Origin of the sequence: Agrobacterium sp. LR_9 (assembly GCF_041954855.1) — a bacterium.
GTDB lineage: Bacteria > Pseudomonadota > Alphaproteobacteria > Rhizobiales > Rhizobiaceae > Agrobacterium > Agrobacterium leguminum.
Genome location: NZ_JAVAYA010000045.1, coordinates 1 through 13,553 on the forward strand (window position 1 = coordinate 1; position 13,553 = coordinate 13,553).

Annotated in this window: 14 protein-coding genes and 2 pseudogenes; 5 read left to right on the forward strand and 11 right to left on the reverse strand. The window is 57.7% G+C overall.

What is annotated here, in order from left to right:
• Positions 1-137: 137 nt before the first annotated feature.
• Together RAC79_RS25205 and RAC79_RS25210 are read right to left on the reverse strand one after the other, a co-directional pair.
• Complete coding sequence (locus RAC79_RS25205) at positions 138-701, reverse strand: hypothetical protein (RefSeq protein WP_374997676.1); 564 nt, start codon at positions 699-701, stop codon at positions 138-140.
• 73 nt (positions 702-774) lie between these two features.
• Positions 775-1,443 carry a hypothetical protein gene (locus tag RAC79_RS25210; RefSeq protein WP_078053769.1) on the reverse strand — a complete coding sequence of 223 codons (669 nt, stop codon included), beginning with the start codon at positions 1,441-1,443 and terminating at the stop codon, positions 775-777.
• Positions 1,444-1,501: 58 nt separating this feature from the next.
• Between RAC79_RS25210 and RAC79_RS25215 the strand changes: the two genes are divergently transcribed.
• On the forward strand, positions 1,502-1,663 hold the full coding sequence (locus RAC79_RS25215) for an FCD domain-containing protein (RefSeq protein ID WP_374997678.1): 162 nt from the start codon (positions 1,502-1,504) through the stop codon (positions 1,661-1,663).
• Positions 1,664-2,066: 403 nt separating this feature from the next.
• On the opposite strand, the gene RAC79_RS25220 is transcribed toward RAC79_RS25215, so the two are convergent.
• Both RAC79_RS25220 and RAC79_RS25225 read right to left on the reverse strand, forming a co-directional pair.
• On the reverse strand, positions 2,067-3,434 hold the full coding sequence (locus tag RAC79_RS25220; protein WP_078053797.1) for an FAD-containing oxidoreductase: 1,368 nt from the start codon (positions 3,432-3,434) through the stop codon (positions 2,067-2,069).
• On the reverse strand, positions 3,431-3,892 hold the full coding sequence (locus tag RAC79_RS25225) for a DUF4126 family protein (protein ID WP_078053798.1): 462 nt from the start codon (positions 3,890-3,892) through the stop codon (positions 3,431-3,433). Before RAC79_RS25225 ends, RAC79_RS25220 begins: the two co-directional genes overlap by 4 nt.
• 352 nt (positions 3,893-4,244) lie before the next feature.
• Here RAC79_RS25225 and RAC79_RS25230 point away from each other — a divergent pair.
• Together RAC79_RS25230 and RAC79_RS25235 are read left to right on the forward strand one after the other, a co-directional pair.
• Positions 4,245-4,469: pseudogene (locus tag RAC79_RS25230) on the forward strand (glutathione S-transferase N-terminal domain-containing protein); the annotation flags it as partial.
• Positions 4,470-4,830: 361 nt separating this feature from the next.
• Positions 4,831-4,911, forward strand: a pseudogene (locus RAC79_RS25235) (transcriptional regulator); the annotation flags it as partial.
• Between the two features lie 56 nt (positions 4,912-4,967).
• Here RAC79_RS25235 and RAC79_RS25240 read toward each other — a convergent pair.
• The 4 genes from RAC79_RS25240 to RAC79_RS25255 all read right to left on the reverse strand — a co-directional run bounded on the left by RAC79_RS25240 (position 4,968) and on the right by RAC79_RS25255 (position 8,843).
• On the reverse strand, positions 4,968-5,627 hold the full coding sequence (locus RAC79_RS25240) for a DUF2161 domain-containing phosphodiesterase (protein ID WP_078053800.1): 660 nt from the start codon (positions 5,625-5,627) through the stop codon (positions 4,968-4,970).
• A gap of 144 nt (positions 5,628-5,771) precedes the next feature.
• Positions 5,772-7,271: a tripartite tricarboxylate transporter permease gene (locus RAC79_RS25245; protein ID WP_220319381.1), complete on the reverse strand. Its 1,500-nt coding sequence runs from the start codon at positions 7,269-7,271 to the stop codon at positions 5,772-5,774.
• 38 nt (positions 7,272-7,309) lie between these two features.
• A complete protein-coding gene (locus RAC79_RS25250) occupies positions 7,310-7,789 on the reverse strand; it encodes a tripartite tricarboxylate transporter TctB family protein (RefSeq protein WP_080855003.1) in 480 nt (159 codons plus the stop codon).
• A gap of 73 nt (positions 7,790-7,862) precedes the next feature.
• On the reverse strand, positions 7,863-8,843 hold the full coding sequence (locus RAC79_RS25255) for a tripartite tricarboxylate transporter substrate binding protein (RefSeq protein ID WP_080821248.1): 981 nt from the start codon (positions 8,841-8,843) through the stop codon (positions 7,863-7,865).
• A 237-nt stretch (positions 8,844-9,080) separates the two neighbouring features.
• Here RAC79_RS25255 and RAC79_RS25260 point away from each other — a divergent pair, with 237 nt between their 5' ends.
• A complete protein-coding gene (locus RAC79_RS25260) occupies positions 9,081-10,106 on the forward strand; it encodes a LacI family DNA-binding transcriptional regulator (protein ID WP_080821247.1) in 1,026 nt (341 codons plus the stop codon).
• A gap of 10 nt (positions 10,107-10,116) precedes the next feature.
• On the opposite strand, the gene RAC79_RS25265 is transcribed toward RAC79_RS25260, so the two are convergent.
• Positions 10,117-11,289, reverse strand: a complete 1,173-nt coding sequence (locus RAC79_RS25265; protein ID WP_374997677.1) for a mandelate racemase/muconate lactonizing enzyme family protein — start codon at positions 11,287-11,289, stop codon at positions 10,117-10,119.
• A 112-nt stretch (positions 11,290-11,401) separates the two neighbouring features.
• Here RAC79_RS25265 and RAC79_RS25270 point away from each other — a divergent pair, with 112 nt between their 5' ends.
• Complete coding sequence (locus tag RAC79_RS25270) at positions 11,402-12,292, forward strand: LysR family transcriptional regulator (RefSeq protein ID WP_078053806.1); 891 nt, start codon at positions 11,402-11,404, stop codon at positions 12,290-12,292.
• Positions 12,293-12,464: 172 nt separating this feature from the next.
• Here the strand turns inward: RAC79_RS25270 and RAC79_RS25275 are convergent, their stop codons facing one another.
• Together RAC79_RS25275 and RAC79_RS25280 are read right to left on the reverse strand one after the other, a co-directional pair.
• Positions 12,465-12,887 (reverse strand): type II toxin-antitoxin system VapC family toxin, encoded by a 423-nt coding sequence (locus tag RAC79_RS25275; protein WP_078053807.1) that lies wholly within the window; start codon positions 12,885-12,887, stop codon positions 12,465-12,467.
• Complete coding sequence (locus RAC79_RS25280; RefSeq protein ID WP_078053837.1) at positions 12,884-13,138, reverse strand: type II toxin-antitoxin system Phd/YefM family antitoxin; 255 nt, start codon at positions 13,136-13,138, stop codon at positions 12,884-12,886. Before RAC79_RS25280 ends, RAC79_RS25275 begins: the two co-directional genes overlap by 4 nt.
• Between the last annotated feature and the right edge of the window lie 415 nt (positions 13,139-13,553).

Sequence of the window (13,553 nt, forward strand, 5' to 3'; positions counted from 1 at the left end):
ATTGCCATCTATCCGGACGTCTGGTTTTCCTCAGAACCCACAGCAATTGAGTCAGGCAAGTGACACGCGCGACACCTTTTCCGTCTATTTTTCTGCTCGGTAACGACGTAAAATACGCTTCGGCTGTTCCCATTATCTCATCGACTTGAGTTGATATTGATGACGGCGGATGAACCTACCTGAACAAAAGAATACTCGACCGCACCTCGTTTCCACCAGGCTGTCGTACTTTCGATCGCGTCATTCTTGTCCAGATTATCCGGTGTACCAAGCCTCTCCGATAACGCATCCAGGAAACCGGCAGGCCTTGGCGTGGAATATGCGCATGCTTTGTGTCCGTTCGGACCAGCAGCAAGCCAAAAAGACAATGACTCGGCTCCGCCTGCCTTCTCTTGCCGCCAGCCCACAACGTCCACCGAGCCGCCATTATGGGCGACGAAGCTACGACGCCACTCCTCTGTTTCCGCATCGGTCAGCCGCGGCCAGCCAAGTTCGTCACCCTTGGTCATCGCGGTCTGCACGGTGGGCGCTTCACAGATAGTGAGAAGACGCTCCGCCGTCGTGTCCGCCGGCATCGCCGTGGCCACCCCGAAACTCAAAAATGCAGCGCAGAAGCTGCCAATGGTCGATATCTCAAGATACCGAAGCGGACTTGCTCGCTCTGCGCTCCTCATTTTCTTCTCCGGTTCATCATCGTCCATGGGATCAGACCGCCGCGTCCGAAAGTAAACGTTGCGGGATGGATGCAGCCAGTTGAGGATCATGCCCCGGCGTTCACACCGGGCGCAACAGGCTTCCTGTCGTTCGCAAACGCTCTTCCAGCAATTCCATAAGCTGCTCCTCGCGAATACGACCCTGCCCCAAGCCGAGCTTCATGGCCAACTCGCGCCAACCATATGTCGGCCGGACCTGGGGTGCACCATAGGCATCAGCGAACCATGCAAGAGCGACTGCATACCCGTATCCGTATTCCATCTCGACCGAGCCGCCGACAGATACCCAGATATCGGCACCGATAAAAATCGGCGTCCTGAAATCGCCACCGACAACCATCGACGAGTCTTCCCTGGACGCAAAAACCCAGTCCCTGACGACGGCATCTCCAGTGACGAAGATAATGCTGGCCCAGTCATTGTCGATACTGCCGCAGTTCAGATCGCCAAAGACAACGAGGGTAACATGCCCATCGCCCCCTTCGATGCATGTTGAGACTTTGCCGCTGACATGCAGGTTTCCGTCGATGACAGTGATCCATGAAGACGGGACGAAATCCCCGTCAATCGCGAGATCGCCGCGATGAATGCACGCGTCCGCGGTTTCGTTTTGGGGTCCTCCGGACACCAGCTGAAACCTCGACAGGGCCTCGGCCACGGCGGGGTCAGGAAGCTTCCTCGACCTCTGGATCACAAATTCCTGCCACTCTGCTGACGTTACGCTGTTCAAGGGCAGCTACTCTCCTCTTTTCGCCGGATATGCCTGAACGGCAACATGCTACGTGCGGGTGTTGCTATCCAGCTTAGACTATGACCAGCAATCGCAGGACGAGCACCGTGCTCTGCTAAAGCCTTGCAGAGATCGGGATATCGACGCTGCGAGTGCAATTTTGCAGCGTCATTTGCTTGAGGGAAGTCGCAAGCTCAGCGCGGCCGCTCAGTCGAGCTAAGGCGGTTCGCCGGTTCAGCGTTCGGCCATGCCTTGAACTGCCACGGACGGGGCCGACGACAGCTTCTTATCGAGACGAGCGAAATTACTTTGTTTTCGGATCCGCTGTCGTTGAGACGGGTGGCAGGGACGTTCGCCTTGATGGGATCAAAACCACCGACGCTGTTATTACAAACTCCCTCAGCACGAGATCGGCAGGCTAAGCAAGAGCTTGGTTTAACGTCACGGTTGCTTTAGAGGCAGTAAGCAGCCTGCCAATTCTCTGGGCCCATTGTAAATGGCTGCCGCCCAAACAGGTACGACCCACAATCAAGATTTCCGCCCCACGAACTGGGTCTGCAGTGGGTGGGACTGTTTCCCTAACAATGAGATTGGCAGACTGCTTCAATGTTGTTCGGTCCTGGCTAAGCGTCAGGTTCCCTGAGGTCGCCGATCAACGTCGGCACCAGTTCGCCGACGGTCGGATGGATCGGTACGGCCCATCTAAGTTTTTCGGTCGTGGCTTCCATGTTCATGGCATCGAGAACGCCATAGACCGCCTCGTCACCCCCCACCCCGAGAAAGGCGGCACCGAGTACCTGGTCGGTGTCGGCATCGGCCACGAGTTTGAGGAGGCCGAGCGTCTCGCCCTTCTCGACGGCGCGGCCGACGCGGCTCATGGGACGGGTCGAGACCTTGATCCGGTGGCCGGCCTCTTTCGCCTGGCGCTCTGTCATGCCAACACGCCCGAGCGGTGGATCGATGTAGAGGCCATAGCCGAGGATGCGGTCGGTCACCTTGCGGTCGCCGCCGTCGAGGAGGTTCGCCGCCGCGATCTCGAAATCATTGTAGGATGTGTGGGTGAAGGCCCCTCGCCCATTGCAGTCGCCAAGTGCCCAGACACCGTCGGCAGTCGTCTGCAGACGCTCATCGACGGTGATGAAGCCGCGCCGATCGGTCTCGACGCCTGCGAGATCGAGCCCGAGATCGTCGGTATTCGGCTGACGTCCGACGGCGACCAGGACATGGCTGCCACGAACTTCGCCCTGATCAGTCCGCACGACCACGTCTGCGCCGTCTCTGGCAATGGATAGCAGATTGTGGCCCCGAAGAATCTGGATGCCATCCTTTGTCAGTACATCCGCGATGGCTTGCGAGATATCCGTGTCCTCCCGAGCCGCCAGGTGCTGCCCGCGCTCGATGACAGTGACCTCCGCGCCGAAGCGCCGATACATCTGGGCGAATTCCAATCCAATATAACTGCCACCGAGAATGACCAGATGCTTCGGCAATTCCTCAAGCGCGATCATCGACGTGCTCGTGAGATAAGGCACGTCGGCGAGGCCCGGAACATCGGGGATATGCGGCCGCGCGCCCACATTGATGAAAATCTGCGGGGCGGTGTAGCGCTTCCCTTCCACGGATACCGCCTTCGCGGCGACGAATTTGGCGTGGCCATAGACCACATCCATCGTCTCGAGACTGTCGAACCAAGCCGCCAGACCGCTTCTCGCGTCTAGGGTCACCTTCCTGGCGCGGGCTGCCACGGCCGACATGTCCACGATGGGCTCGCCATCAATCTTGACGCCGAATTCCGATGCACGCCGGGCGACCTCGGCGGTCTTGGCACTGGCGACCAGGGCCTTTGTCGGCATGCATCCGGCATTTACGCAGGTTCCGCCAAGAAACTTCCGTTCGATCAGGACTACCTTGCGGCCCATCGCGGCCATGCGGGCGGCGAGGAACGGTCCGGCCTGTCCTGCTCCAATGAAGATCGCGTCGTACTCCCTCATGACACGGCCGTCGCGGCGAGCAGTGCAAGTGCAATGGCGACCGCATCTTCGATGAGGGCGGCGGGGAGATCACGGCCGAACCGGTTGGCGAGATAGCCGCGACCAGCCGCACCGCCAAATGTTCCGATCACAGCGCCGACGACACCCGCGAGGAGCCCAACAACCACCATGCCCTCAGTTGCGGCGATCGTCGCACCGCTGAGAGCGCCCGCCGCGATACGTGCTCCGAACTGCATGGGCACTTTGCGTGAAGGCGTGCTGGGAAGCTGGTCGGTGATGAGTTCGATGATGGCAAGCACGGTAAAAATCGCCACGGCCCAGATCGACCCCATGAAGGAGAGACTGCTTTGTGAAATATCGAACCATCCGAGATAGGCACTCCAGGCAACTACGGCGGGAGCGGTCATGGCGCGTAGACCGGCAACGAATCCTATGAGAATTGTGAAAAGAATGAGCATGCGGGTCCCCAGAAAGTTGCGCAAATCAAGAACGTGCCGCGGCGCCTAATGGGCAGAGATATAGCGGGGCTACCGTACACGTCCGGAGGCATCACTCCGGAGGAAGGCTGTCAGCGTTGATCATGCCCCTATTGATCCACATGCCGTGTCTTAGGCCCGGTAAGTCTTAAGCGTACCATTCCCGAGCAGTTCGGTCGATAGCGGTGCGGAATCGACGCAGAGAACGAGATCACACGGCCCCCAGCTTACAAAGGGTCAGCGCTCAGTTGAGCTCCATGTTCGCTCTCAATGCATTTTGGGGACCAGCAATAACCAGCCCCGTTAGTGGTTTGCATGACCAATGGAGTACAACATAAGCGACTTCGACCTTTATTATTGGCCAGTTCCGTTTCGAGGTCTCTTCATTCGCGGAACTCTGGCCCATTGTGGGAGTTCCTGGGATGAACACGATGTCGATGCGGTTGAAGGCATTATGGATTTCGGGGTGGAAAAGCAGCCGGTCGCTTTCAAGGGGCCACCCGTTCTGATTGACCGTGAGCGCAATTTCGCAATCTCTCAGATGCTGGTGATCGTCATCTAATCATTCCGAAAGGTAGCTGGTTGACTTATGCCGGCGAGGCGCCATCGCTTTGTCTGTTGTGCAGCCGGTCCGGATTCTGAAAAGACTCAAACTGACGCCCCTGCTATTCCACAATCGTTGTAGATGAGCCGAACAAGCCACGGAGATTCGGCACGAATATTCCGGCTTGCCTCAACTGTCACAAAAAAGATGATAGCAACGCTGCTATTCTGCGCCTTTCCGGCCAGCCAAGCGCCTCTCTGGTAAATCAGCTTCGCCTTTTCAGTAAGAAGCGGCGTGGCGGTGGTCCCCCTACCACTGATCATGAAGTGGACCGTCGAACATTTGAATGAAGAAGACATCGAACCGATGGCCGCTTAAGGCCAGAGGGCTTGGTCCTACCATGGAAGCATTGACGGCCTGGTGGAACAAATGCGGAAAGAGCACCCCCAAAAGGTGAGTCGGGGACGCAAGCCGACGCCGAAGATCTGAATGGAGTGGTGTGAAACCGCGGCCTCAAATGCAGTCCTGCTGCGGCCATCGCTGCAAGGCTTCACATCCGGCCGGCGTCAGGCCATACACTCCTCGATCGAGCCGCTCAAACCAGCCATAAACATTCGCAAGCAGGATCTTCCCTGCATCCGGAATGCTGGACCTGACCTGACGCACACGCATCGGCCCTGACGACAGCGCCAAAGCGCAGCCAAGCGCCTGCTGGCGATACGCGGTCATGATCGGCGCGCGGGTGCTTCCGCCTGCTGTTGGATCGCCGCGTCGTTTCCGGTGTTCACGCATGAGCCGCGACCGCCGTTTCGGATTGGTTCGCGGCATCGGCGATATCGAACCAACGATCATGCTGACCTCGCCGGTATCGGCGATACCGAGCATGCCGATCCCGAGCCTGCGGCAAAGGTCGCGGTAACGCCTGTCGGCCTCGCGGCCTTTACCCCTGGCCGAGACCCGAGCCGCGATCCAGACTTCATCGGCGATAGCCGCGCGATCAACGGCCTGCAAAATGAGTTCCAGATTGAAACTCAGTTTCAGCTCGCAAATCACGACAACCGGCGGATCGCCATCGCTCAAACCGACAAGGTCGCAACCGCCAACTTCGCCCTTGACGGTGTAACCCGCCTTTTCAAGAAAGCCTTTGATGGGCAGATAAAGCGATGTTTCCATGTGCCTGCAGGTTCAAATGAGTATCCGCCCCCAGATACATCGATACCCCCACACAGGACAACCTTCATGGCCGTCGCCACGCGGCTTCGGATCGTCCGCAGCAAGATAGTCGCCGAGCGACCTGATGGGATTGTTATAATCTCACTATTCGGTGAACGCTTCCTCCCGTTTGCGGCTGATGCTCGGCGACAGTACCAGCGCCAGCACCGCAACCGCAAAGATCAACAGCGACAGGCTAAGCGGGCTGCGCAGAAAGATCGTCGGATCGCCCTGGCTGATCAGCATCGCACGGCGCAGATTTTCCTCCAGCATCGGCCCCAAAATGAAGCCGAGCAGCAAAGGCGCCGGTTCGAAACGCATCTTGCTCAATGCAAAACCGACAATGCTGAAACCTGCCATGACGAAGACATCAAAAACGCTGTTGTTGATGCTGTAAGCGCCGATGCAGCAGAAGCCAATGATCGCCGGAAATAAAAGGTGGTAAGGCACGGTCAGCATCCGGACCCAAAGCCCGATCAGCGGCAGGTTCAGAATGACGAGCATGAGATTACCCGACCACATGGAGACGATCATGCCCCAGAACAGGCTCGGCTCCTCGGAGATCACATTCGGGCCGGGCGTGATGCCCTGGATTATCATCGCACCGACCATCAACGCCATGACCGGGTTTCCGGGAATGCCGAGGGTGAGCATGGGAATGAACGATGTTTGCGCGCCGGCATTGTTGGCGGCTTCAGGGGCAGCAACCCCTTCGATCGCACCCTTGCCGAACTCGACCCGGTTGGGAGAAACCCGTTTTTCCACAGCATAGGCGGCGAAGGAGGCCAGCATAGCCCCACCGCCCGGCAGAACACCGAGGAAGGACCCAAGTGCGGTGCCACGCAAAACGGGCGCACAAATTCGCCGGAAATCGTCTTTCGTCAGCATCAGTCCCGTCACACGCTTGACGCCAACCGAACGCTCCTGCTCGTTTTCCAGATTGCGCAGGATTTCACAAATACCGAATATGCCCATGCTGACGGCAACGAAATTCAATCCATCATAGAGTTCGGGAATATCGAAGACATAGCGTGGTGTACCACTTTCGACATCCGTGCCGACAGTGCCAAGCAGCAGGCCGAAGACGATCATGGCGAAGGCCTTGAGCAGCGAACCGCTTGCCAGCGCGACGGAGGCGACAAGCCCCAGAACCATAAGGGAGAAATATTCGGCTGGCCCGAAGTTGAGCGCGACTGCGGCAAGTGGCGGCGCGGCAACCGCAAGCAGGATGGTCGCCACCGTGCCGGCAAAGAAGGAGCCGAGGGCTGCGGTTGCGAGCGCTGCCCCCGCGCGGCCGGTGCGCGCCATCTGGTAACCGTCGATCACGGTGACGACCGAAGAGCTTTCCCCTGGCAGATTGATGAGAATGGCCGTTGTCGAGCCACCATATTGCGCGCCATAAAAGATACCAGCCAGCATGATGAGGGCGGATTCCGGCGGCAAGCCGAAGGTGATCGGCAAGAGCATCGCGATCGTGGCCGTCGGCCCAAGCCCCGGCAACACCCCGATCGCAGTTCCCAGAAGACAGCCGATGAAGCCGTAAAGCAGGTTCATCGGCAGGAAAGCGGTGGATGCGCCGAGCCAGAGGTTAGAGAAGATGTCCATAAGTAATCCAATCCGGTTTCGGGGCTGACTGGCGAGCCCTAGAAAAAGTCACCGATGAAGGGGATCCACGGTCCGAAAGCCTGGAGAGGGAGCGCGAGGAGCTTGGTGAAAAGCAGGGCGGAGCAGCCCGCCAGGAACAGGCCCAACAGGATGGAATGACGCCAGTTGACATAACGACTGGCCGCCGATGCCCCGACAATGAGCAGGAACATCGTGGGTGCAAGGCCAAGCCCCGCCAGCACGAGACCGAAGCCGACGGGAGCGAGGATCACCAGAAAATAGGCCTTCCAGTTCCAGGTTTCGGTCTCACCTTCCTCAGCGCCTACCATCAGCGACTGGATGAGGATGAACGCGCCAAGCGTCATCAAGATCAGGCTGAGCATGGTCGGGAAATAACCGGGGCCCATCTGGAACGAGTTCCCGACCTCCAGATTGCGACCGAACCAGATGAATAACAGGCCGGCAAAAATCATCGTCACGCCGCCGGCGAAGTCGCGACCGTTTTTTATCTTCAGCATGGCACTATACTCGCTGTGGAAATGTGCCGGCCGGAATGACATCGAAGGAAATCATACCGGCCGGCAGCCTGCATCACTGCGGCGGGACGTTCGCGGCCTTGATGACCTCGGCCCACTTCGTCGTTTCCTTGTCGATGAACGCCTGGAATTCGACCGACGTATTGCCGACCGGCGTCACACCCATTGCTTCGAGTTTCGCTTTTATCGCCGGATCCGCGATGATCTCCTGGACTTCCTTGCTGAGCTTTTCGACGATTTCCGGCGGGGTGCCGGGAGGCGCAAACAGGCCATGCCAGGAGGTCGCCTCGAAACCGGGAATGACGCTTGCCATGGTCGGCACGTCGGGCAGCAAGCTGGCTTTTTCCAGGCTGGTGACGGCGAGCGCCTTGACCTTGCCGGCCTTCACCTGCTGGGCAGCGGTCGGAATATTATCGAACATCATGTCCACATGGCCACCAACAACGTCGAGAATGGCCTGGCTGCTGCCTTTGTAAGGCACATGCGTGATCTTGAGATCGGCCTTGGTGGCCAGAAGCTCGCCCGCAAGATGGATGGACGTCCCGACGCCGGAAGAGGCGTAAGTGTGCTTGCCCGGCTCCGCCTTCAGGAAGGCGATCAACTCCTTGACGGAATTCGCCTTTATCTTATCGGGATTGACAACCAGCACGTTCGGCAGGCTTGCAATCAGCGAAATCGGCGCAAATCCCTTTTCCTTGTCATAAGGCAGGGTCTTGTAGAGCGTCTGGTTGATCGCGTTGGAACTGACCGTTCCCATACCGATCGTATAGCCATCAGGCTTTGACCGCGCGAGGTCGCCAAGGCCGATATTGCCGCCGGCACCGGGCTTGTTTTCAACGATGAAACGTTGTCCCAGCCTCTTGTCCAATTCTTCAGCCACAAGGCGGCCGAATGTATCCGTATTGCCGCCTGCGGCAAAAGGAACAATGACGGTCACCGTCTTGGACGGATAGTCTTCGGCAAAACTGGACTGGAGACCGATTGCGGATATTGCGGCTGTGACAGCCGCAAACGTCATGAAACGCTTGAGGTTCATAGTAATTCCTCCACTTTTCTGGCTTCCCGCCAGCACTGCTCACCACCCTTCGAAACCCTCCTCCCGAAGAAATGGAAGCGCTTTCATTTTAGCCCCAAAAATCTCTTCCGCAACCGCAGACGGTGTTTTTTTAATCATTAAGTTTCAACATATTAACTTGAATCACCACAATACTTTAGACGAACATCTTGATTAAGCTCAAAATGAAAGCGTAAATCATTTTGAGGGGAATGAAAAATGGCCGACCACGAGAAAAGCAGTTATATCGCACCAGGCGGGCCGGTCACGCTCGCCGACATTGCAAAGCTCGCGGGCGTTTCGCCGGTCACGGTTTCCCGGGCGATCAATACTCCCGCTCTGGTCAAGCCCCGCACGCTGGAGGTGATTGAGCGGGTGATCGCAAAAACGGGTTATGTGCCTAATCTGTTGGCTGGCGGCCTTGCTTCCCGGCGCACCCGGCTGATCGCTGCGATCGTCCCAACCGTTTCCAGCACGATCTTTGCCGAGACTATCGAGGGGCTTAACGCTGAACTCGTCGCCGCCGGCTATCAACTGCTGCTTGGCCTTTCCGGTTATGACAATGCCCGCGAGCTGGAACTGACACGCGCGATTTTGGCACGCCGTCCCGATGGCATCGTCCTCACCGGCATCACGCATCTTAAAGGGACACGCGCCATGTTGACAGGCGCGGGCCTGCCGATTGTCGAGATATGGGATTCCACCCCCTCACCGCTCGACACTGCGGTCGGCTTCTCGCATGCGGCGGTTGGCGCTCTGGCGGCCGAGCATCTGCTGGTCAAGGGCTACGACCGCTATGCCCAGATCGGTGCCAACGATCCCCGCGCCGTTCAGCGCCGCGACGGTTTCGTCGGTCGCCTCAGAGGGGTCGCGGATGTCGAGTTACCAGCGCTGGAAATGAATTCACCCTCTACCTTTCGGGACGGAAGATTGGCGATGGCGCAGCTTCTGGACAGTGGGCAGGGCACGCTCGGCGTATTCTGTTCATCGGACGTCGTCGCCCACGGCGCCCTAGCGGAAGCAAATGCACGCGGCTGCAGCATACCCGATCAGCTCGCCGTTATCGGTTTCGGCGATTTTGACTTTGCTCCCTACACACACCCGCCATTGACAACGATCCGTATCGATCGCCGTGACATCGGCACCAAGGCAGCGCGCTCCATTCTCAGAAAGATAGAAGGCGACGGGAATGTGGAGGCCATGATCAATATCGATTTCCACATCGTTGCCCGCGGCACCGCCTGACGCAGCGCGCTTACGGCCGCTTGCCAAATTCCGCCGTGGCCCGCGTCCAGTGATCGGCCTGTTCCGAAAGCGTAATGCCAAGACCTGGCCGGCTTGGCACCAGCATGCGGCCATCCCTGATCTCCAGCCGCTCGTTGAAAAGCGGATCGAGCCAGTCGAAATGCTCCACCCAAGGCCCAAGCTCGTAGGCGGCCGCCAGATGGAGGTGGATTTCCATGGCGAAATGGGGCGCAAGCTGCAGCTTCCTGGACTCTGCCAGCGCGCAGATTTTCAGGAATTGCGTGATGCCCCCAACGCGCGGCGCATCGGGCTGGATGAAATCGACGGATTTATTCTCAATCAACGAGATATGCTCCAGAACGCTCGCCAGCATTTCGCCGGTTGCGATCGGTGTATCGAGCGTTGCGGCGAGCGCCGCATGGCCTTCGACATCATAGGCATCGAGCGGCTCTTCGATCCATGTCAGATTATAGGGCTCCATGAGACGGCCGAAACGCATAGCGGTGGGGCGATCCCACTGCTGGTTCGCATCAACCATCATCGCCACCCTGCCGCCGAGGCGCTCATGCACCGCCGCGACGCGTTTGAGATCGACAGCCATATCGGGCTGACCGACCTTGATCTTGATCCCACCTATGCCCGCAGCAATCGAGCGCTCGACATTATCGAGAACTTCCTCAATCGGCGACGACAGGAAGCCACCTGATGTGTTATAGCATTGCACGGAATCGCGGTGGGCGCCGAGCAACTTGGCAAGCGGCAGGCCTGCACGTTTCGCCTTGAGGTCCCACAAGGCCACATCGAAGGCTGCTATCGCCTGGACGGCAAGCCCGCTGCGACCGACCGACGCTCCGGCCCAGCAAAGCTTGTTCCACAGCTTGCCAATGTCGTTCGGGTCTTCGCCGATAAGGACGCTCGCGATCTCCTTGGCGTGTTCATATTGACCCGGACCACCGGCACGCTTGGAATAGCTGAACCCAATGCCGCTATGGCCGTGCTTCGTCTCTATTTCCGCAAAGAGAAAAGCGACTTCGGTCAAAGGCCTCTGCCTGCCGGTCAAAACCTTTGCATCGCTTATCGGCGCCTTCAGCGGCAGGAAGATCGAGGAAAGCTTTATCCAGGCAATGCTGTCTGCGCCGAGGGCCTGTTGCCGGTGGCCGGTTTTTGCTGGCTGCGTATCCATCTTCGCCTCTCTGATTTTCACCCGCCGAGCGGCCCTCGTCTTGACTGATATCGCGGCAATCAATTTAAGTCCAAGTTGTTTTCTGTTGGATATTGATACCAGGATTGAATAGATGCTTGATTTGGGACAGGTCCGTTCATTTGTCGCCATCGCCGCCGAGCTGAATTTCAGCCGCGCGGCCCGGCGTTTGAATATGACCCAGCCTCCACTCAGCCGGCAGATCAAGCTGCTGGAGCAGGAACTCGACGTCACACTCTTCGAGAGAACCAGCCGCAGCGTCGTCCTGACGCCGGCAGGGGTAGCGTTTCTGGCGGAGGCCCGGAAACTGCTTGAACAGGGGGATGCAGCGGTAACCGCGACAAGAAGGGCAGCACGCGGGAGTGCGGGGGCAGTGAAAATCGCCTTTGTCGGCGCCAGCACCTATAGTTTCCTGCCGAGGTTCATCAGTCGGGCGCGTACTGCCGTACCTCAGGTCGAACTCGAACTGGTGCAGATGGAAACGGCCGAGCAGCTTCAAGCGATCAATGCCGGCGATATCGATCTCGGACTTTCCCGCCCGCTTACCGGCAATCATCATCTGGAAAGCCTGTGCGTTGCGCGCGAACCCATGATGCTCGCCATCCCTCGCGCGCATCCGCTTGCCGCAAAACGCCGACCTGCGCTGGATGCGCTCAATGGTGAGCCCTTCATCATGTTTTCCCCGCCTGCACGCTATCTGCACGACAAGCTGACCAGACTGATGGAGCAGAACGGTATTGCCCCCCGCGTCGTTCAAAGCATGACCCATTCTCAGGCCATCCTCTCACTGGTCAGCGCCGGCATCGGCCTGGCGCTAGTTCCGGCCGGCACCCAAAACGCCTGCTTCGATGATGTGATCTTTCGATCCTTGGATTTGCGAGAAGAATGTGTTGCAGAGCTTCACGCCATTTGGAGTCCCCACAACCGCAATCCTTTGCTGCCGGAAGTACGCAACATCGCTACCCTTGGGCATATTACGTTATGACCTTCATCTCCAGCAACAGGTTAAAATACATATCTTTTGAGGTATCGAGCTTGTTTCTCGAAGCCATTTCGCCTTGATATAATCTGAACGGCCGACCTCTGCATTTCGAAAACTCAATGAGGTTCCTGCCGAGCTCGCAGAAACAATTTCAAGGCGCCCCGCATGCCGGTCTTTAGGCACGCCATGGGTCTACGAGAACAACGCCTGTACCTTGGAAATCATGAATGTTGCGTGTGACAACCACTAGTCCATGCACGATCGCTGTCGCAGCAATGAGTGCATCTGCTTCATTGCGGCGATCCGGAATATGCAAGTGAGCACATCGCGTCGCAATTGCTTCATCGATAGAGATCATGCGCTCAGCGAACTCCGGTCGAACTCGGCTATCCATCCAGGTTCGTAAGCGAGAGCCCTGCTCGATGTCACGGCGCTGGATGCTGAGTATCCCGCGCTCAAGCTCTAAAATTGTTATGGCAGAAATATACAGATCACGAGAATCCTTGGCACCTAACCAAGTCGTCACGTTCAGATCAGCCTTACCGTCACCCACTTTACGGAGCTCGGAGACAACGTTTGTGTCGAGCAAGTATTTCAAGAGAGATCAACTTCGCGAGTTGCAATGACCGACCGAGACAGATCGAAATCGATATTCGACAATCCTGGCATTGAAAGCGCATCGACAAGATTGTGACGCTTACCTGTCAGACGCTCAAACTCACGGTACGTCATCAACACATGCGAAGGTCTGCCTCGATCGGTGATGACGACAGGCCCTGCCTCAGCAGCTTTTTTCGCTCTGCCAACATCGTGATTCAGTTCGCGGCTGGTCAAGTTAGTCGTAGCCATAGTCGCCTCCATGTAGGAACGTATCTACATATAACGCTTTCATTTTAATCTCGCAATCCCTTTCTTGCGCCGCGTGGCTGCCAGCCTTTTAAGCTCTTGAATGGATTCGAACGCTCGCTCCACTCGTCTTATTAGACCTAACGCACTGAAATTGCTCATCGCCGTCCGGCGGCTTGCCCTCCACGGAACGGCTGATATGGCACCGTCTCCACACGGTCCGCTCACCGAAGAAGGTCGACAAACGCGGACGAACCGCTGGGCCTCGCCGACGTTCGCTATCTGCCCCAAGCGGCCATATGAGGTATAGCAATACAGCCCTGAAGAAGGCGTCACTACTTCGACACCTAAAGTGTTTTATGAACGCTGACCTGCCACTGAAGTTTCATCCGGCTGCGATTAGAGCCTCGGCTTTTTT

Coding starts and splice junctions, on each gene's coding strand:
- RAC79_RS25205 (WP_374997676.1), bottom strand. CDS start 701: ATGGACGATGATGAACCGGAGAAGAAAATGAGGAGCGCAGAGCGAGCA.
- RAC79_RS25220 (WP_078053797.1), bottom strand. CDS start 3,434: ATGAGGGAGTACGACGCGATCTTCATTGGAGCAGGACAGGCCGGACCG.
- RAC79_RS25225 (WP_078053798.1), bottom strand. CDS start 3,892: ATGCTCATTCTTTTCACAATTCTCATAGGATTCGTTGCCGGTCTACGC.
- RAC79_RS25240 (WP_078053800.1), bottom strand. CDS start 5,627: ATGGAAACATCGCTTTATCTGCCCATCAAAGGCTTTCTTGAAAAGGCG.
- RAC79_RS25245 (WP_220319381.1), bottom strand. CDS start 7,271: ATGGACATCTTCTCTAACCTCTGGCTCGGCGCATCCACCGCTTTCCTG.
- RAC79_RS25250 (WP_080855003.1), bottom strand. CDS start 7,789: ATGCTGAAGATAAAAAACGGTCGCGACTTCGCCGGCGGCGTGACGATG.
- RAC79_RS25255 (WP_080821248.1), bottom strand. CDS start 8,843: ATGAACCTCAAGCGTTTCATGACGTTTGCGGCTGTCACAGCCGCAATA.
- RAC79_RS25260 (WP_080821247.1), top strand. CDS start 9,081: ATGGCCGACCACGAGAAAAGCAGTTATATCGCACCAGGCGGGCCGGTC.
- RAC79_RS25265 (WP_374997677.1), bottom strand. CDS start 11,289: ATGGATACGCAGCCAGCAAAAACCGGCCACCGGCAACAGGCCCTCGGC.
- RAC79_RS25270 (WP_078053806.1), top strand. CDS start 11,402: ATGCTTGATTTGGGACAGGTCCGTTCATTTGTCGCCATCGCCGCCGAG.
- RAC79_RS25280 (WP_078053837.1), bottom strand. CDS start 13,138: ATGGCTACGACTAACTTGACCAGCCGCGAACTGAATCACGATGTTGGC.